At 69.0% G+C, this 18,474-nt stretch carries 19 protein-coding genes; 15 read left to right on the top strand and 4 right to left on the bottom strand.

Annotated features, from left to right (window positions below):
• The first annotated feature begins 76 nt into the window (after positions 1 to 76).
• The 10 genes from hemL (at position 77) to ACWV17_RS23760 (ending at position 11,063) form a co-directional block, all read left to right on the top strand.
• On the top strand, positions 77 to 1,402 hold the full coding sequence (gene hemL, locus ACWV17_RS23805; RefSeq protein WP_455361311.1) for a glutamate-1-semialdehyde 2,1-aminomutase: 1,326 nt from the start codon (positions 77 to 79) through the stop codon (positions 1,400 to 1,402).
• On the top strand, positions 1,399 to 2,121 hold the full coding sequence (locus ACWV17_RS23800; protein WP_455352319.1) for a histidine phosphatase family protein: 723 nt from the start codon (positions 1,399 to 1,401) through the stop codon (positions 2,119 to 2,121). The genes hemL and ACWV17_RS23800 overlap by 4 nt, the downstream gene beginning before the upstream one ends.
• Before the next feature lie 160 nt (positions 2,122 to 2,281).
• Positions 2,282 to 3,541, top strand: coding sequence for a hypothetical protein (locus ACWV17_RS23795; RefSeq protein ID WP_455361310.1), 1,260 nt, complete (start codon positions 2,282 to 2,284; stop codon positions 3,539 to 3,541).
• A 56-nt stretch (positions 3,542 to 3,597) separates the two neighbouring features.
• On the top strand, positions 3,598 to 4,227 hold the full coding sequence (locus ACWV17_RS23790; RefSeq protein ID WP_455361309.1) for a TlpA family protein disulfide reductase: 630 nt from the start codon (positions 3,598 to 3,600) through the stop codon (positions 4,225 to 4,227).
• Between the two features lie 4 nt (positions 4,228 to 4,231).
• Complete coding sequence (locus ACWV17_RS23785) at positions 4,232 to 4,999, top strand: cytochrome c biogenesis CcdA family protein (protein WP_455361308.1); 768 nt, start codon at positions 4,232 to 4,234, stop codon at positions 4,997 to 4,999.
• Positions 5,000 to 5,003: 4 nt separating this feature from the next.
• Positions 5,004 to 6,701, top strand: a complete 1,698-nt coding sequence (gene resB, locus ACWV17_RS23780) for a cytochrome c biogenesis protein ResB (protein WP_455361307.1) — start codon at positions 5,004 to 5,006, stop codon at positions 6,699 to 6,701.
• Positions 6,698 to 7,780 carry a c-type cytochrome biogenesis protein CcsB gene (gene ccsB, locus ACWV17_RS23775; protein WP_455361306.1) on the top strand — a complete coding sequence of 361 codons (1,083 nt, stop codon included), beginning with the start codon at positions 6,698 to 6,700 and terminating at the stop codon, positions 7,778 to 7,780. The genes resB and ccsB overlap by 4 nt, the downstream gene beginning before the upstream one ends.
• Before the next feature lie 293 nt (positions 7,781 to 8,073).
• Positions 8,074 to 9,495: an APC family permease gene (locus ACWV17_RS23770; protein WP_455361332.1), complete on the top strand. Its 1,422-nt coding sequence runs from the start codon at positions 8,074 to 8,076 to the stop codon at positions 9,493 to 9,495.
• Positions 9,496 to 9,551: 56 nt separating this feature from the next.
• Positions 9,552 to 10,493 carry a hypothetical protein gene (locus ACWV17_RS23765; RefSeq protein ID WP_455361305.1) on the top strand — a complete coding sequence of 314 codons (942 nt, stop codon included), beginning with the start codon at positions 9,552 to 9,554 and terminating at the stop codon, positions 10,491 to 10,493.
• A 45-nt stretch (positions 10,494 to 10,538) separates the two neighbouring features.
• Positions 10,539 to 11,063: an SRPBCC domain-containing protein gene (locus ACWV17_RS23760; RefSeq protein ID WP_455361304.1), complete on the top strand. Its 525-nt coding sequence runs from the start codon at positions 10,539 to 10,541 to the stop codon at positions 11,061 to 11,063.
• A gap of 46 nt (positions 11,064 to 11,109) precedes the next feature.
• Here the strand turns inward: ACWV17_RS23760 and ACWV17_RS23755 are convergent, their stop codons facing one another.
• From ACWV17_RS23755 to ACWV17_RS23745, 3 genes are all read right to left on the bottom strand, one after another.
• Positions 11,110 to 11,562 carry a nucleoside deaminase gene (locus tag ACWV17_RS23755; RefSeq protein WP_455361303.1) on the bottom strand — a complete coding sequence of 151 codons (453 nt, stop codon included), beginning with the start codon at positions 11,560 to 11,562 and terminating at the stop codon, positions 11,110 to 11,112.
• A gap of 13 nt (positions 11,563 to 11,575) precedes the next feature.
• Positions 11,576 to 11,977 carry a PLD nuclease N-terminal domain-containing protein gene (locus ACWV17_RS23750; protein ID WP_455352328.1) on the bottom strand — a complete coding sequence of 134 codons (402 nt, stop codon included), beginning with the start codon at positions 11,975 to 11,977 and terminating at the stop codon, positions 11,576 to 11,578.
• A 129-nt stretch (positions 11,978 to 12,106) separates the two neighbouring features.
• Positions 12,107 to 12,928, bottom strand: coding sequence for a class I SAM-dependent methyltransferase (locus ACWV17_RS23745; protein ID WP_455352329.1), 822 nt, complete (start codon positions 12,926 to 12,928; stop codon positions 12,107 to 12,109).
• Between the two features lie 89 nt (positions 12,929 to 13,017).
• On the opposite strand from ACWV17_RS23745, the gene ACWV17_RS23740 reads away from it, so the two are divergent.
• The 5 genes from ACWV17_RS23740 to mqnP are packed head-to-tail and all read left to right on the top strand — an operon-like array spanning position 13,018 to position 17,785.
• Positions 13,018 to 13,737 carry a GntR family transcriptional regulator gene (locus tag ACWV17_RS23740; RefSeq protein WP_455361302.1) on the top strand — a complete coding sequence of 240 codons (720 nt, stop codon included), beginning with the start codon at positions 13,018 to 13,020 and terminating at the stop codon, positions 13,735 to 13,737.
• Positions 13,738 to 13,789: 52 nt separating this feature from the next.
• Positions 13,790 to 14,083, top strand: coding sequence for a hypothetical protein (locus ACWV17_RS23735; RefSeq protein WP_455361301.1), 294 nt, complete (start codon positions 13,790 to 13,792; stop codon positions 14,081 to 14,083).
• Between the two features lie 21 nt (positions 14,084 to 14,104).
• Positions 14,105 to 15,349 carry an RNA-guided endonuclease InsQ/TnpB family protein gene (locus ACWV17_RS23730; RefSeq protein ID WP_455361300.1) on the top strand — a complete coding sequence of 415 codons (1,245 nt, stop codon included), beginning with the start codon at positions 14,105 to 14,107 and terminating at the stop codon, positions 15,347 to 15,349.
• A gap of 52 nt (positions 15,350 to 15,401) precedes the next feature.
• Positions 15,402 to 16,859, top strand: coding sequence for a menaquinone biosynthesis decarboxylase (locus ACWV17_RS23725; protein WP_455352333.1), 1,458 nt, complete (start codon positions 15,402 to 15,404; stop codon positions 16,857 to 16,859).
• A gap of 2 nt (positions 16,860 to 16,861) precedes the next feature.
• Positions 16,862 to 17,785: a menaquinone biosynthesis prenyltransferase MqnP gene (gene mqnP, locus ACWV17_RS23720; protein ID WP_455352334.1), complete on the top strand. Its 924-nt coding sequence runs from the start codon at positions 16,862 to 16,864 to the stop codon at positions 17,783 to 17,785.
• 6 nt (positions 17,786 to 17,791) lie between these two features.
• On the opposite strand, the gene ACWV17_RS23715 is transcribed toward mqnP, so the two are convergent.
• Positions 17,792 to 18,358, bottom strand: coding sequence for a rhomboid family intramembrane serine protease (locus tag ACWV17_RS23715; protein WP_455361331.1), 567 nt, complete (start codon positions 18,356 to 18,358; stop codon positions 17,792 to 17,794).
• Between the last annotated feature and the right edge of the window lie 116 nt (positions 18,359 to 18,474).

Here is an 18,474-nt window from a genome sequence, read left to right as displayed (position 1 = left end):
ATCATCGTGTCAGTGACCTCCCCCACGGCCGGGCAGTGAAACACCTGTCCGCAAGACCGTCCGAGCCTCTGACACCATGGCTTGTGTGAGCTATCCGTACGAAGCCCCAGTTTCGCAGACGCTTTTCGACCGCGCGTCCCTCGTGACCCCCGGCGGCGTGAACTCTCCCGTGCGCGCGTTCCGTGCCGTGGGTGGTACGCCCCGGTTCATGGTGTCCGGTACCGGTCCGTACCTCACCGATGCCGATGGACGCGAGTACGTCGACCTCGTCTGCTCGTGGGGGCCGATGATCCTCGGCCACTCCCACCCCGCCGTCATCGAGGCCGTTCAGGCCGCCGTCGCCCGTGGCACCTCCTTCGGTACGCCCGGTGAGGGCGAGGTCGCCCTGGCCGAGGAGATCGTGGCCCGGATCGGCCCCGTCGAGCAGGTACGTCTGGTGTCGTCCGGCACCGAGGCGACCATGTCGGCGATCCGGCTGGCCCGCGGTTTCACCGGCCGCGCCAAGGTCGTCAAGTTCGCCGGCTGCTACCACGGTCATGTGGACGCTCTGCTGGCCGCGGCCGGTTCCGGCCTGGCGACCTTCGCGCTGCCCGACACCCCCGGTGTCACGGGCGCCCAGGCCGGCGACACGATCGTCCTGCCGTACAACGACCTCGACGCGGTGCGCCAGGCCTTCGCCGCGCACCCCGGCGAGATCGCCTGTGTGATTACCGAGGCCTCGCCCGGCAACATGGGCGTCGTACCGCCGCGGGACGGCTTCAACCAGGGCCTGAAGGACCTGTGTGCGGACAACGGCGCGCTGTACATCTCCGACGAGGTGATGACCGGCTTCCGTACGTCGAAGGCCGGCTGGTACGGCGTCGACGGGGTCGAGCCCGACCTGATGACCTTCGGCAAGGTCATGGGCGGCGGCTTCCCGGCCGCGGCCTTCGGCGGCCGTGCCGATGTCATGGCCCACCTCGCCCCGGCCGGGCCCGTCTACCAGGCGGGCACGCTCTCCGGTAACCCGGTCGCCACGGCCGCGGGCCTGGCGCAGCTGCGGCTGCTCGACGACGCGGCGTACGAGAAGGTCGACGCGGTCTCGCGGGAGATCCAGAACCTGGTCACGGACGCGCTCGGCAAGGAGGGCGTGGCCCACCGGCTGCAGACGGCGAGCAACATGTTCTCGGTGTTCTTCACCGCCGAGGACGTCCGCGACTACGACGACGCGAAGAAGCAGGAGGCCTTCCGCTTCAACGCCTTCTTCCACTCGATGCTTGCGCAGGGCGTCTACCTGCCGCCGTCGGCGTTCGAGTCCTGGTTCGTCTCGACGGCCCACGACGACCGGGCGGTCGAGCGCATCGCCGCCGCCCTGCCCGCCGCCGCCCGCGCGGCCGCCGAGGCCACGGAGGCAACGGCATGAGCGGGACGAGCGGGACGACGGGGAGCGGGCCGGGGGGCAGCGGGAGCGCCGAGATCACCGTCGTCCACCTCATGCGGCACGGCGAGGTGGAGAACCCGGACGGCGTGCTCTACGGGCGCAGGTCCGGCTACCACCTGTCCGAGCTCGGCCACCGGATGGCCGACCGGGTCGCCGGGCACCTCGAAGGCCGCGACATCACGCATGTCGTGTCCTCGCCGCTGGAGCGCGCGCAGGAGACCGCCGAGCCGATCGCCAAGATCCACGGCCTCGACGTGGTCACCGACGAGCGGCTGATCGAGGCGGGCAACGTCTTCGAGGGCAAGACCTTCGGGGTCGGCGACGGCGCGCTGCGCCGGCCCGAGAACTGGAAGCACCTGACCAATCCGTTCCGGCCGTCCTGGGGCGAGCCGTACGTCGACCAGGTCGTACGGATGATCCGCGCCCTGGACGCGGCGCGTGAGGCGGCCCGTGGGCACGAGGCGGTGTGCGTCAGCCATCAGCTGCCGATCTGGATCGTACGGAGCTTCGTCGAGCGGCGGCGGCTCTGGCACGACCCGCGCCGGCGGCAGTGCACGCTGGCTTCGCTGACGTCCTTCACGTACCGCGGCGACAACATCGTGTCCGTCGGATACAGCGAGCCGGCCCGGGATCTCGTTCCGGCGCATCTGCTCGCGGGCGCCAAGCCGGTCAAGGGCAAGTCGAAGGCATTCGGCGCCTAGGCCCGGGTTCGGACAGAACCTAGATCTTTCCGGGATCGTCATCGCTTTACCGAAAGATGTGGAAGTAGCGCGGAACCGCTGTGCCCTCAGCCGCCTCTCAGTCATTGTCCTTGTGCGGGACGGAACTTGAGCGGGCGAGCCGAGGGGCGGGGACGGTCAGATGCGCGACTTCAGTCGAAGGGGCCTGCTCGGCCTGGGACTCGGTGCGGCAGCGGCTGTGGGAATGTCCGGCTGCGGCTCCGGCGGAGAGTCCGGGCAGGGCTCCTCGGATCCCGGAAAGGGTGAGGGCAAAGGGACGGGCGGCCCGACCGGGGACGACGTGAAGCTGATCGGTGACGGCTCCACCGCCGACACCGGTCCGCAGCCGAACCAGCCCGAGAAGCCCGTGCCGCTCGAACCCGGCCAGACCCCGCCGCAGTTCGTGATCTTCTCCTGGGACGGGGCGGGCGAGGTGGGCAACGGCCTGTTCCCGCGCTTCCTCAAACTCGCCAAGGACCACGGCGCCGCGTACACGTTCTTCCTCTCCGGGCTCTATCTGCTGCCCGAGTCGAAGAAAAGCCTGTACAAGCCGCCGAACAATCCGGTGGGCGCCTCGGACATCGGTTATCTCACCGATGACCACGTGAAGGAGACGATCAAGAACGTCCGTCAGGCATGGCTCGACGGGCACGAGATAGGCACGCACTTCAACGGCCACTTCTGCGGCGGTTCCGGCTCGGTGGGCAACTGGTCTCCCGACGACTGGCAGAACGAGATCGACCAGGCTGTGTCCTTCGTCACCAACTGGCGTACGAACACCGGCTTCACCGATCTCGAACCGCTTCCCTTCGACTACACGAAGGAACTCGCCGGCGCCCGGACCCCTTGTCTGCTCGGTCAGGACAAACTGCTCCCGACGGCGAAGAAGCTCGGCTGGCGCTATGACGCCAGCTCCTCCGGCGGTCTGCAGACATGGCCGGACAAGAAGCAGGGCATTTGGGATCTCCCCTTGCAGGCCGTCCCGTTCCCGGGGCATTCCTTCGAGGTTCTCTCGATGGACTACAACATCCTCGCCAACCAGTCGAAGAATTCGACGAACGGCGTGCCCTCGAACTATCCGCACTGGAAGAGGCAGGCGACGGGCGCCTATCTCAACGGCTTCCGGCGTGCCTACGAGTCCAATCGCGCGCCCTTCTTCATCGGCAACCACTTCGAGCAGTGGAACGGCGGCATCTATATGGACGCCGTGGAAGAGGCACTGAAGGGCATGGCGGACAAAAAGGACGTACGGCTCGTCTCCTTCCGGCAGTTCACCGACTGGCTCGATGTCCAGGACCCGAAGGTCCTCGCCAAACTCCGCACGCTCGCCCCGGGCCAGCAGCCGGCGGGCGGATGGAGCGGCTTCCTCGGCTCGGCGCCGGCCTCCACTCCCGCTGCCTGAACGTTTCCTCCGGGGGGCGCGCAAGATCCCCAAAACGCCCATGCGAAACTTTTCACATGAGCCGTAACAGCGCCCCCCACCGCCGCTCGTACCGCCGCCGCGCCGCACTGCTGACCGCCGTTGCCGCGGCCGGCGCGCTGACGCTCTCGGCGTGCGGCGAGTCGGGCGGGTCGGGCGTCAAGTCCGGCGGTTCGGGCAACACGAACTTCGTCACCGGGCCCGACGGCATCTCCACGGTCAAGAAGGGTGAACGCCAGGCGGCCCCCAAGCTCGACGGCGAGACCCTCGACGGCGGCCGGCTCGACGTCACCGCCCTCAAGGGCAAGGTCGTCGTGCTGAACGTCTGGGGTTCGTGGTGCCCGCCCTGCCGGGCCGAGGCTCCGCACTTCGCCAAGGTCGCCAAGGAGACCAAGGCCAAGGGCGTCGAGTTCGTCGGCATCAACACCCGCGACAACGACAAGCAGCCGGCGCTCGCCTTCGAGGAGAAGTTCGGCGTCGAGTACCCGAGCCTGTACGACCCGATCGGCAAGCTCATGCTGCGATTCCCCAAGGGCACGCTGCTTCCGCAGGCCATTCCGTCGACGATCGTCCTCGACCGGGACGGAAAGATCGCGGCGCGCACGCTGGCCGCCATCGACGACACGAAGCTGCGCAAGATGATCGACCCGCTGATCGCGGAGAAGTGATCCTGTGCTCGCCCTTGCCGCCTCGACCCCCGGCGTGAACGAGACCGTCCTCAGCGGGGCCCTGCTGCTGGCCCTGCCGGTCGCCGTGCTCGGCGGACTCGTCTCCTTCTTCTCCCCCTGCGTCCTTCCCCTGGTCCCCGGCTACCTCTCGTACGTCACCGGGGTGAGCGGGGCCGACCTGGCGGAGGCCAGACGCGGCCGAATGGTCGCGGGCGCGGGGCTCTTCGTCCTCGGCTTCACCGCGGTGTTCGTCTCGGGCGGCGCGCTGTTCGGGTACTTCGGCTCCACCCTCCAGGAGAACCGGGGGATCATCTCCAAGGTGCTCGGCGGACTGGTCATCCTGATGGGCCTGTTCTTCATGGGCCTGATCCCGGGGCTCACCCAGCGCGAATTCCGCTTCCACAAGCGGCCGGTCGCGGGTCTGGCGGGTGCCCCGCTGCTCGGCGTGATGTTCGGCATCGGCTGGACCCCGTGCATCGGCCCGACGCTCTCCGCGGTGCAGACCCTCGCCATCGACCAGGCCAGCGCCGGCCGCGGGGCCGTACTGACCGTCGCGTACTGTCTCGGCCTCGGCCTGCCCTTCGTGGTGGCCGCGGTGGCGTTCCGCAAGGCGCTCGGCGCGTTCGGCTGGGTGAAGCAGCACTACGCGTGGGTGATGCGCATCGGCGGCGTCATGATGATCGCGACCGGTCTGCTGCTCGTCACCGGCGTATGGGACAGCATGGTGGGCGAAATGCAGGCATGGTCCGACGGCTTCACGGTGGGGATCTGACTCCATGAGCAACACAGACACGACGGACGAGCAGGACCTCGGCGCCGCCGGTTCCCAGCTCTCCACCGCTCCCCGGGAAGAGCTCGGCCAGGTTCCCGCGCTGGGCGTCATTGGCTGGGCCCGCTGGTTCTGGCGGCAGCTGACGTCGATGCGGGTCGCGCTGATCCTGCTCTTTCTGCTCTCGCTGGGGGCGATCCCCGGCTCACTGATCCCGCAGACCAGCGTGGACGAGCTCAAGGTCGCCGACTGGAAGGCCGCCAACGAGTTCTGGACGCCGCTCTTCGAAAAGCTCCAGCTCTTCGACGTCTACAGCTCGGTGTGGTTCTCGGCGATCTACCTCCTGCTGTTCATCTCCCTCATCGGCTGCATCGTGCCCCGCACCTGGCAGTTCGTCGGCCAGCTCCGCGGCCGCCCGCCGGGCGCGCCGAAGCGGCTGACGCGACTGCCCGCGTACACGACCTGGCGCACCGCGAGCGAGCCCGAGGAGGTACTCGCGGCCGCGCAGGGGCTGCTGAAGAAGCGTCGCTTCCGGGCCGACACGGTCGGTGACGCGGTCGCCGCCGAGAAGGGCTATCTGCGCGAAGCGGGCAATCTGCTCTTCCATCTCGCTCTGATCGTGATGCTGGTGGCCTTCGCCGCCGGACAGCTCTTCAAGTCCGAGGGCGGCAAACTGGTCCTCAGGGGAAGCGGCTTCGCCAACACGCTGACCCAGTACGACGACTTCAAGTCCGGCAGCCTCTTCAACACCGACGACCTGCCGCCGTTCAGCTTCACCCTGGACCGCTTCGACGCGACGTACGAGCGCAGCGGGCCCCAGAAGGGCACGCCCCGCACCTTCAAGGCGCACGTCACCATCGCCGAGGGCGCCGACGGCGAGCCGCGGAAGGCCGCGATCGAGGTCAACAAGCCGCTGGTGGTCGACGGTACGAAGGTCTACCTCCTCGGGCACGGCTACGCACCCGTCGTCTCGGTCACCGACGCGCGCGGCAAGAAGGTCTTCCGCAGTGCCGTCCCGCTGCTGCCCATCGACTCCAACATCACCTCGACCGGCGCGGTCAAGGTGACCGACGGCTACCGCGACAAGAGCGGCAAGGACGAGCAGCTCGGCTTCAACGCGTTCTTCGTGCCGACCTTCGCGGGCGAGGGCAAGGGGCAGATGTTCTCGCAGTTCCCGGCACTGGACTTCCCGGTGCTCGCGCTGAGCGCCTACCACGGCAGCCTCGGTGTCGACTCGGGCCTGCCGCAGAACGTCTACCAGCTCGACACCAGCAAGATGAAGGAGTTCAAGGACTCCGAGGGCAAGCTGTTCAAGCAGCGGTTGCTGCCCGGTGAGTCCATGACCCTGCCCGGCGGCGCCGGCACGGTGAAGTTCGAGGGTGTGGAGCGCTGGGCCACCTTCCAGATCTCCCAGCAGCCCGGCAGCGGCCTCGCCCTCGCCGGTGCGATCGCGGCCATCGCCGGACTCGTCGGATCGCTGTTCATCCAGCGGCGCCGGGTGTGGGTGCGGGCCGTGCGCGGCGCGGACGGCGTCACCGTCGTCGAGATGGCGGGCCTCGGCCGCAGCGAGTCCGCCAAGCTCCCGGAGGAGCTGGCCGATCTGGCCGCAGCAGTGCACGCGGAGGCGCCCACCGCGCCGGCCGCGGATTCGCCTGCAACCGATTCCGCAGATTCCGAGGATCCTGTCGAAGGAGCGCGCGCGTGACTCTCGCTGCCGCGGCCAACGAGAACCTGGCCAACATCAGCAACGTTCTGATCTATTCGTCGATGGCGGTCTACACGCTCGCCTTCTTCGCACACATCGCCGAGTGGGTGTTCGGCAGCCGTAGCAAGGTCGGCCGTACGGCGGCCGCGCTGACCGGCGGGTCCGCCGCCGCTCCCGCGATCACGGTCAAGGTCGCCGCGCAGGGCGGGGGGACCGCCGTCCTCGACAAGCCGAAGGTCGTCACCCGCTCCGCCGCCGGGACCCGGGACGTCCCGGACGGGCCGGGCGCGGCCGGCGGGGACGCCCAGGGCGACCTGTACGGCCGTATCGCCGTCTCGCTGACCGCCCTCGCGTTCCTCGTCGAGGCGAGCGGGGTGGTGGCCCGCGCGCTGTCGGTGCAGCGGGCGCCGTGGGGCAACATGTACGAGTTCTCCATCACCTTCTCCACGGTGGCGGTCGGCGCGTACCTCGCCTTCCTGGCCGCCCGGAAGAACGTCCGCTGGCTCGGACTGGCCCTGGTCACCACGGTCCTGCTCGACCTGGGCATCGCCACCACATGGCTCTACACCGACAGCGACCAGCTGGTCCCGGCGCTCGACTCGTACTGGCTGTGGATCCACGTCTCCACCGCGATCTTCTGCGGCGCGGTCTTCTATCTGGGCGCCGTCGGCACGCTCCTGTACCTCTTCCGCGACGGTTACGAGAGCAAGCTCGCCCGCGGCGGCAAGCCGGGCAGCTTCGCCACCTCCGTACTGGAGCGGATGCCGTCGGCCGCCTCGCTCGACAAGTTCGCGTACCGCGTCAACGCGGCCGTCTTCCCACTGTGGACCTTCACGATCATCGCGGGAGCGATCTGGGCCGGCGACGCCTGGGGCCGCTACTGGGGCTGGGACCCCAAGGAGGTCTGGTCCTTCATCACCTGGGTCGCGTACGCCTGCTACCTGCACGCACGCGCGACGGCGGGCTGGAAGGGCCGCAAGGCGGCCTACCTGGCGCTGCTCGCCTTCGGCTGCTGGCTCTTCAACTACTACGGCGTGAACATCTTCGTCACCGGCAAGCACTCGTACGCGGGCGTCTGACCCCCGCGAGCGGACTCTCGGCGGAGCCTCCTGGAAACAGGGGGCTCCGTTTTTGCGTTTCAGGCTCCTTCGCAACGAAATCCGAAGCTGACCATCCCTACTTAGGAGTATCGGCACTTCGAACCAACCCTGCGACGAAAGAAATCGTAGGTTCCCACTTGCGTCACCCCTGCCACTCCGGGCAAGATCTGGCCACCGTACGTAATCGGAAGGTGCGACCGTTGAGCAAGAGGCCCGGCACCGAGGGGGGCGGCCTGCGCGCCGGCTCCCTCGGGACGTTCGACTCCATCGTCATGGCAGTCGCGGGCTGCGGCCCGGCCTACACGATCGCGGCGACGATCCCCGCGCTCGTCGTCGCCGTCGGTGTCGCCGGCCCGGCGGTGCTCCTGTACTGCGCGATCCCGATGGTCGGCATCGCCCTGGCCTTCCGCCACCTCGGCCGGCTCGACGTCAACGCCGGCGCCACCTACACCTGGGTGGCGCGCGCCCTCCATCCATTCCTCGGCTTCCTCAGCGGATGGGCGCTGGTGGTCGCCACCACCGTCTTCCTGGTGTCCGCGACGCTGCCCGCCGGCGCCGCCACGCTCGCCCTCGTCGACCCCGAGCTGGCCGGTGACACCGGCCTGGCCACCGGGGTGGGCGTCGGCTGGTTCCTGCTCATGGCCGGCGTGGTCGCGCTGGGGGCCAGGATCAGTCCGTACGCCCGGACGATCCTCACCGGCACGCAGCTCGCGCTGCTCGTGACCTTTGCCGTCGCCGCCCTCACCCACGAGGCCACGGCGGCGGACTTCTCCCTCTCCTGGTTCGGCTTCGGCCACTTCGACGACACCCACACCTTCGTTGGCGGCGCGCTCATCGCCGGCGTCAGTTACTGGGGCTGGGACGTCACCAGCAACCTCAGCGAGGAGACCCGCGGCAGCCGCCGCGGCTTCGGGCTCGGCGGTCTCATGGGCGTCCTGGTGGCCCTCACGGTCTTCGTCCTCTTCACCGTCGCCGCCAACGTCGTCATCGGCTCGGACGCGGTACGCGCGAACCCCGAGGGCTTCCTCTCCCTGCTCGGCGAAGTCATCTGGCCGGGCTGGGGCGGCCGGCTGCTCGTCCTGGCCGTGATGCTGTCCATGATCGCCACCCTGGAGACCACCCTCCTCCAGGCCACCCGCACGCTCTTCGCCATGGGCCGCGACCGCACGGTCCCGGCCGTGTTCGCCCGTACCCACCGGGAGTGGCAGACCCCGTGGGTGGCCACCGCCGCCGTGGCCGCCGTGGCGCTGCTGCTCATCGTCGTCTCCGCCTCGGCGGGTTCCGGAGCGCAGTTCGTCCGGGACGCCGTCAGCGGCATCGGACTGCACATCGCGTTCTACTACGCTCTCGCCGGGCTGTCGGTCGTCGTCGCGTACCGCAAGGTGCTGTTCCGGTCCGCGGGCAACTTCGTCTTCATCGGGCTGTGGCCGCTCGGCGGCGCGGTCTTCATGGCCTGGATCTTCGCCAGGTCGATCCCCGAACTCAGCGGCAGCGCGCTCGGCATCGGCCTCGGGGCGCTGGCCCTGGGTGTCGTGCCGATGCTCCTGGCCTGGTTCCGGGGCAGCTCGTACTTCCGGCCGACTCCGCTGGATCCCGAGCAGGCCGACGCGATGGACGACCACTACGCGGGCCCCGGGGCCGGACCGGCCCCCGCGGCCGCCCAGCGGCGGGACGAAGTCCTCACCGACTTCTGACCCGTCCGACACGCGTCCGCCTCACGTCTCAGTCCGCCCCCAAGGAGGACCCGCCCATGTCAGCCTGGCTGCGTCGCCGCCCCGGAGCACCGCTCTACGACCAGGCGTTCGGCGACGCCCGCCTCGCGGACGGCTGCCAGGACATGGTCATGGGCCGCTGGGAGGGCGCTCGCGACCTGCTGGCCGAGGGGCCCCGCGACGACTGGGACCGGCGCGCGCACCGGCTGCGTCTGCTCGCCGACGCAGCTGCCAACCGGCGGACCGTGGACGTCTGGCAGGCGTCCGACCCCGGCAACCCGGACGCGGCCGTCCTGCGCGCGGAGACCGAGGTGATGCGGATGTTCGCCGCCGCGCGCTCGGGGACCATGCCGGCCCACGACAGCCTGGACCGGGTGTCCCGGGTCTGCCTCCAGGCGTCCGACCTGGCCCCCGAGGACCCGCACCCCTGGGTGTCCCTGGTGACGCTCGGCCGGCTCTACGCGGGCGGGGATCCGCACATGGCGCACTGGTGGAAGGAGCTCCGCAACCGCGACCCGTACCACCGCGAGGGCCACCACCAGGCCCTGCGTTACCTGTCCGCCCGCTGGCACGGCTCGAACGGCGAGGCGTACAACTTCGCGTGGGAGACGGCCGCGTACGTCCCGGCCGGCTCGCCGCTCGCGATGCTGCCCCAGGTGGCGCGGGCCGAGCACTACCGCCACCAGACGGAGACGGAGGGCCGGACCGCGATCGGCCTGACGTACCACTGGAGCGGCGAGCGGGCCCGCTGGGACCTGCGCACGGCCGTGGAGAAGTGGATCGCCCGCCGGATCAATCCGTACGCGCAGGACGTCGCCGACCTCAACCACCTGGCGCACGGCCTCGTGCACGCCGGGATGGCGGAGGACGCGGCCCACGTCTTCCGCCTCCTGGACAACCGGGCCACGCGCGTGCCGTGGTCGTACACCGGAGACCCGGAGAACCTGTTCGTCCACTGGCGCGACAAGGTGCTGGCGTAAGGGGCGTGGGGTGCGGATCCCACCTGTTCGCGTCAGGCTGGTGCCATGGCAGAAACCGTCGCGTACGGCACCAGCGAGACGCGGGACGGTGATCACCACGTCCTGCGGTACGAGCTCCATCTGCCGCATCCCGCACAGCGGATCTGGGCCGCCGTGACCACCCCGGAGGGCCTGCGGGAGTGGCTGGCCGCCGCCGACGAGCTGGAGCACCACATCGGCGGCGCGGTCGCCCTGCGGTGGCTGAACACCGACGCCGAGGGCCGCAGCACGGTCGCCACCGGTACGGTCACGGCCTGGGACCCGGAGCATGTCGCCGAGTACACGGTCAGCGTCCACGGGCGAATCCGGTTCCACCTGGAGGCGGTCGGGACGGACTCGACGGTGGTGCGCTTCACCAACGAGCGGCGGGCCACGGAGGCGGAGCTGCTGGACTGCCTCGCCGGCTGGCACAGCCACCTGGAGTACCTCGCGGACGCGCTCGACGGTCGCCCCCACGACGCGTCGGCCTGGTCCGACTGGACGGCGGACCGCTGGCACCGGCTACGGGGGGACTACGCGGCCCGGGCGTGAGGCCGGCGAGGCGGCAGGTTTACGGCGCGGCGGGGGCCGGCGGGCGTCAGTCCTCGCCGATGTCCTCGTTCCACAGGGCCGGCCGGTCCCGGATGAACGCGCGCATCAGCGCCACGCACTCCGGATCGTCCAGCAGCAGGATCTCCACCCCGTGCGCGGCCAGCCAGTCCTGCCCGCCCCGGAACGTCTCGGCCTCGCCGATCACCACCCGCGAGATCCCGAACTGTCGCACCAGCCCGCTGCAGTACCAGCAGGGCGAGAGGGTGGTGACCATCGTCGTACCGCGGTACGAGCGCTGTCGCCCCGCCGCCCGGAAGGCGGCCGTCTCCGCGTGCAGCGACGGGTCGCCGTCCTGGACGCGGCGGTTGTGACCACGGCCGAGGAGGACGCCGTCGGCTCCGTACAGCGCCGCGCCGATCGGGATGCCGCCCTCCGCGAGACCGGCCCGCGCCTCGGCGACGGCGGTCGCGAGCCAGTCCTGTGCCTGTGCCCGGTCCATGGGGGTCAGTTCATCAGGAGGCGGGCGGGTTGTCTTCCTTGCCGCCGTTCTCGTCGCGCTTCTTGAGCTCCTCCTCGCGGCGGCGCAGGTCCGCCTCCCAGTCCTTCAGGAGCGACTCGTCCTTCTTGTTCTCGTCCTTGATCTGCTTCAGGAACTCGGGATTGTCGTCCGGCGCGACCCACTTCGTGCGGTGGTTGCGATGCCACTCCGAGGGCGTACGGCCTCCGGCGGGCGCGTGGCGCAGCTTCCCGGCCGCGAACCAGACGATCGGTCCGACGATGGAGAAGAGCAGGATGATGATGACCCAGACGACCTTGGGAAGGTGCCTGACCTCGTCCTCGGGGGTGTTCAGGCAGTCGATGAAGGCGTAGATCGTCAGGGCCAGGATCAGGATGAACGGCAGATATCTGATCATGGTGGCGCAGGTCCCCCCAGGGAGCGGTGACGGGCCTGTCCGGCCCCGGTGACCGGGCCAGAGTAGCGGGTGGCCGATCGCGAGATCCTATGAGCGTTCGCCGTCAGGAGCCCGTACCCCGGCCGGGTATCAGCTCGCGTCCGGGCGGCGCCCCACTGCCAGCAGATGCGAGCTGGCAGCAAGCAGCTCTGGGTATGGCTCGGCCATGCGGGCGGCAGCCAGGGCGGATGCAAACATTCCAGAGTTGGTGAGGGATTCGCCGGTGTACTGCTCTGTCGCCTTCAGTAGCGACCAGGTAGGGCCTTCGATGCCGTAAACCGTGGTTTCGGTGAAGCCTGCCGCGCAGAGTTCGTCCTCCAGCTGGGCTCCAGTGTGGAAGTACGCCTCGGTGAAGCCTTTCTTCCCGTCGTGTGCGCCGGTGGCCAGGATCTTGGCGATGCCTGCCTGGAGTGGCGCGTGGTCGAGATGAGCAAGGGCGGTGTGCTCGAAGAGAGAGGCGTACCGGTTGATACCCGCTGCGGCCACCAGTCCGCCGGGCCGGACCGCGCGGTAGGCCTCGCCGAGGGCTGTGCGCCGGTCGGTTGGTTCGACAAGATGGTAGAGAGGGCCGAGCACGAGGACGACGTCGTACGAGCCGTCACTGGCAGTCAGTGACCGGGCGTCGCCCAACTCGACGGTGCAGCCGTTCTGCCTGGCCGTTGTGAGATGTCGTGGTACCGGGTCGACGAGGTGAACCCGATAGCCGTCGTCCATGAGCCAGCGGGCATGGACTCCCGGCCCACCGCCTACGTCGAGGACCGTCGCGGGTGCGTGAGGCAGATGACGGCGCAGGAGTTCCTGGGTGCGGACTAGTTCCAGAACGCCATCGGCCGAAGTGGAAAGACGGTCGGACTCGTTGAAGTAAGACGAGTAGAAGTCGATGATCCCCGGCGGTACTTGGTGAATCGTCATGAATCCATCCCCACTCCGGCCAGTGGTCCGGCGCACGTAGTGGTGAACTAACCTAGCCGGTTGACCTGTCCAGTTACCAGGAGGCAGTTGTGCCGCTTCTCAAGTACGAGCAGATCGCGGAGTCTCTGCGTGCCAGGATCTCGGACGGCGAATTCGGACCCGGCGACCTGCTGCCGTCCGGCCGTGACCTGTGTGAGCAGTGGTCGGTTGCGCGTGCCACGGTTGTCAAAGCGATGGATGTGCTGCGCAATGACGGGGTTGTTGTGGCGCGGCAGGGCTCCGGGTTCACCGTCGTAGAGACTCCGCTTGCCCGGCCCGCCGGACGCCGGGCGGCAGGCGCGCCCCGTACTGCGGGTGGCGGCCCGTTCCGTCGGCTGGGGACCCCACGCAAGGAACGGCCGTCGCCGAGGGTGGCAAATGCGCTGGGCTTGGAAGATGGCGACGTTGCGCTGCGGAGGGCGCGGCTGATGCTGCTGGACGACGGCGCTCCTTCATCCCTCGTCACGGCGTGGTTCCCCGAGGATGTGGCAGACGCCTGCCCGAGGCTCGCGCAGAAAGGTCCGATCGCAGAAGGGACTACGCACTACATCACGCGGACTCTCGGGCGTTCGCCTGCCGAAGGAACAGACACCATCTCTGTCCGCCTGGCCCGAGACGAGGAGGCCGCAGAACTCGGACTTGCATTGCCCGAGGCCGTGGCTGTTGTCCTCCACGTGGCCTACGACGACGAGGGCCGCGCTTTGGTGTGCGAGGAGGGTGTGACTCCGGCCCACCTTTGGGAGCAGACCGACAACTACCCGATGGGATGAGGAAGTTGGAAATCTCTTGACTGGACCGGTCCACCGGTCCAGTCTCGCTTTCATGGGCGATGCGAAGAAGCTCGACTCCGCTCGTGCGCGGTTGCTGCCGTGGACGGGACCCGATGGAAACCCGTGCTACTTGAGCACGGATGGCAATGGCTATGTCTCGCGGGTAGCGGACCAGATGGAAGCCGTGCAGTTAGGTATGGCCGCAGATGTGTTGCAGTGCGCGCAGCCTCTGATCGCCGACCGGCAAGCGACTGCCGCCGAACTGCGCTTCGCAGCCGCCCGGCTCTCCGAGTGCCTCGCTGATGCGCTGCGGATCGCAGAGAGCCGAGGAGGGCGACTTGCGTAGCGGCGAGGGGGTGTTCCGGGCATGTTCGTCGGCCGCAAGTATGAAGCGGAGTTGACGGGTGTGCAGGCCGAGGCTGCCGAACAGTACGCCGGCGCGTGTCGTTTGGTCTGGAACATCGGTCTCGAGCAGCGTCGCGAATACCGGCGTCGCGGCGCTTGGATCAGCTATCGCGAGCAGGCGGCACAGCTTGCTGACGCCAAGCGGGATCCGCTGTTCTCGTGGCTGCGGGAAGCGCCGGGACACGTTTTGCAGCAGGTGCTGATGGATCTGGACAAGGCGTGTCGGACACACGGCACGTGGGCGGTGCATTGGAGGTCGAAGGACAGATGGCAGGCCTCGATGCGGTTCCCCGAGGGTCGCTGTCTTCGTCTGGAGCGGCTGTCGCGGAAGTGGGCGCAGGTGAAGCTGCCCAAGCTCGGGTGGGTCCGGTTCCGGTTGTCCCGCCCCTTGGGCGGCGTGATCCGCTCAGCAACTCTGCGGTGGGACGGTCGGCGCTGGTGCGTGTCCTTCCTCGTGAACACCGGGCGGGAACCGGCGACGGTCTCGCTGGAGCGGGGCCGAATCGGGGTCGACCGAGGCGTGGTCAATGCCGCTGTCACCTCGAAAGCCGACTGGGTTACCAGAGACGGCTTCTTCGATAGGGAGTTCATCACTGATGGTGAAGCCGAACGCTATCTGCGCCTTGAGCGTCGGCTTACCCGAGCCAAGAAGGGCTCCAAGCGGCGTCGGCGCATCAAGGAGGCCATGGGCGCGATCACGAGACGGGTTCGGTACCGCCGAGCTGACTTCAACGCTCAGACCGCCCGCACACTCGTCGCTGACAACGCGCTGATCGTTATTGAGGACCTGAAGATCAAGAGCATGACGACGTCTGCGCGCGGATCCATGGAGCAGCCGGGGCGCATGGTGGCGCAGAAGTCTGGCCTGAACCGCGCGATTCTGAACAAGGGCTGGTACGGCTTGGAGCTGGCGCTGCGCAGTGCCGCCCGGACCACCGGCACGTTGATCCGTAAGATCAACCCCGCCTACACATCACAGACGTGTCCGAAGTGCGGCCATGTGGATGCGGACTCACGCAAGAGCCAAGCGGAGTTCGTATGCACTGCCTGCGCCCATGCGGAGCACGCGGACATCGTCGGGGCGAAGAACACACTGGCCGCCGGGCATGGCGGTTACAGGACGTGGAGCCCTCCAGGCAGTAGCCGGGGCTGTGAAGCGTCAACCAGGCCACCGGATCCCCGGTGCGCAACTGCCTCGGACTACTGAGGTGGGGAAGCCCCCGCGAGATCACGCTGGGGAGGATGCCAAACTGGTCGGCATGGCTTACGACGATCTTCGCTCGCTGCTCAGGGCGCTGGAGCGCGAGGGCGACCTCAAGCGCATCAAGGCCGAAGTCGACCCGCATCTGGAGGTCGGGGAGATCGTCGACCGGGTGAACAAGGCGGGTGGCCCGGCGCTTCTCTTCGAGAACGTCAAGGGCTCGGCGATGCCCCTGGCGATGAACGTCTTCGGGACCGACCGCCGGCTGCTGAAGGCGCTCGGCCTGAAGTCCTACGAGGAGATCAGCGACAAGATCGGCGGGCTGCTCAAGCCGGAGCTGCCGCAGGGCTTCATCGGCGTGCGCGAGGCCTTCGGGAAACTCGGCGCGATGGCGCACGTTCCGCCGAAGAAGGTGAAGTCGGACAACGCCCCGGTCCAGGAGGTCGTCCTCACCGGCGACGACGTGGACCTCGACCTGCTGCCGGCGCTGTTCACCTGGCCGCAGGACGGCGGGTCGTTCTTCAACCTCGGCCTCACGCACACCAAGCACCCGGAGACCGGGGTCCGCAATCTCGGGCTGTACCGGCTCCAGCGCCACGACCGGCGCACCATCGGCATGCACTGGCAGATCCACAAGGACAGCCGCAACCACTACCAGGTGGCCGCCAAGCGCGGGGAGCGGCTGCCGGTCGCGATCGCCTTCGGCTGCCCGCCGGCCGTGACGTACGCGTCCACCGCGCCGCTGCCCGGGGACATCGACGAGTACCTCTTCGCCGGCTTCGTGCAGGGCAAGCGGATCGAGATGGTCGACTGCAAGACCGTGCCGCTCCAGGTGCCCGCGCAGGCCGAGGTCGTCATCGAGGGGTGGCTGGAGCCCGGGAAGATGCTCCCGGAGGGGCCGTTCGGCGACCACACCGGCTTCTACACGCCGCAGGAACCGTTCCCCGCGCTGACCATCGACTGCGTCACCATGCGCAAGCGCCCGCTGCTCCAGTCCATCGTGGTGGGCCGGCCGCCGACCGAGGACGGGCCGCTGGGCCGCGCCACCGAGCGGTTCTTCCTCCCACTGCTCAAGATCATCGTGCCGGACATCGTGGACTACCACCTGCCGGAGTCGGGCGGCTTCCACAACTGCGCGATCGTCTCGATCGACAAGAAGTACCCGAAGCACGCCCAGAAGGTCATGCACGCCATCTGGGGCGCGCACATGATGTCGCTGACCAAGCTGATCGTGGTCGTGGACGCCGACTGCGATGTCCACGACCTGCACGAGGTGTCCTGGCGGGCTCTGGGCAACACCGACTACGCCCGCGACCTCACGGTCGTCGAGGGCCCGGTCGACCACCTCGACCATGCCTCCTACCAGCAGTTCTGGGGTGGCAAGGCGGGCATCGACGCGACGAAGAAGCTGCCCGAGGAGGGCTACACCCGGGACGGCGGGTGGCCCGACATGGTCGAGTCCGACCCGGAGACGGCGGCGAAGGTCGACCGCCGCTGGAAGGAATACGGGTTCTGAGGATGGGTGCCGATTCAGCGACTCCGGACGTCTTCGGAACCGAACCCGCGCCGCCCGGCAGGGTCAGGGCCTTCCTGCGGCTGGTGATGATCGAGCACTCGGTCTTCGCGCTGCCTTTCGCCTACATCGCCTCGCTCACCGCGATGTTCCAGCTGGACCGCACCATCCACTGGGTCACCCTGCTGCTCGTCACGGTCGCCATGGTCGGCCTGCGGACGTTCGCGATGGCCTGCAACCGGATCATCGACCGCGAGATCGACGCCCGCAATCCGCGCACGGCCGGGCGCGAGCTCGTGACCGGCGCGGTCTCGGTACGGTCCGCCTGGGTGGGCGCGGGTGTCGCCGTCGTGGTCTTCCTCGGTGCGGCCGCGCTGCTCAATCCGCTCTGCCTGGCGCTCGCTCCCGTCGCGGTGATCCCGATGGTCGTCTATCCGTACGGGAAACGGTTCACCAACTACCCGCACGCGATCCTCGGCCTCGCCCAGGCCATCGGCCCGGTCGGCGCCTGGATCGCCGTCACGGGGGAGTGGTCCTGGGACGCGGTGATCCTCGGGCTGGCCGTCGGTGTGTGGATCGGCGGCTTCGACCTGATCTTCGCCTGCCAGGACGTCCAGGCGGACCGCGCCGAGGGCGTCATGTCCGTACCGGCGCGTTTCGGTGTGCCCGGTGCGCTGTACGGGGCGCGGGCCTGCCACCTCGTGACCACGGTCCTCCTCGTCTGGTACGCCCTGGCGACCGGGGCCGGTGCGTTCTTCTGGTTCGGCCTGGCCGTCGTCGCGGCGGCGTTCCTGTACGAGCACACGATCGTCAGGCCGCACGACCTGTCCCGCCTGAACCGGGCGTTCTTCACGGTCAACGGCTTCATCGGGATCGCCCTGTTCGTGTGCGCCCTGCTGGACCTGGTAGTCCGGGGTCTCACCCCCTAGTCGTAGCTAGTAGGCCCTGCCCGGCACACCGGTTCCGCCGTCGGCGCCCAGGGCGGTCCGGCGGCGGAACAGGAACGCCGCCGCCACGCCGCCCAGCAGCCCGAACAGGTGCCCCTGCCAGCTCACCTCGGCGTCGCCGGGCAGCACACCCCACAGCATCGACGACCCGTACACCGCGGCGACCAGCACGCCGATGACGACGTCCGAAGCCCGGCGGTCCACGAAGCCGCGCACCAGCAGATAGCCGAAGAGGCCGAAGACGACGCCCGAGGCGCCCGCCGAGACGCTGTCGGCCGGCGCCGTCAGCCACTCGCCCAGCCCGCTCGCCAGCACGATCACGGCCACCACGGCCGCGAAGCGGCGTATGCCCGAGAGCGCGGTGAGGAAGCCGAGTATCAGCAGCGGGCCCGTGTTCGACGCCACGTGGTCGTACCCGAAGTGCAGGAACGCCGAGGGCACCACGTCCCGCAGCTCGCCGATGTCGCGCGGTGATACGCCGTACTGGTCGAGGGCGTGGCCGCTCGCCGTGTCGATCGCTTCCAGCGCCCACAGCAGCGCGACCCAGCCGGCCATCAGGAGGGCCGCCGTCCTGATCCGGGCGGTCCGTGTCGTCGCCACGCCTCGCGGCGGTCCCGGTGACCGCGGCGCCACCGGTTCGTATGGTCCGTACGCCATCCCGATGCCCCTTC

The organism is Streptomyces mabaensis, from assembly GCF_053763515.1.
This window is presented reverse-complemented; position numbering and strand designations above follow the sequence as displayed.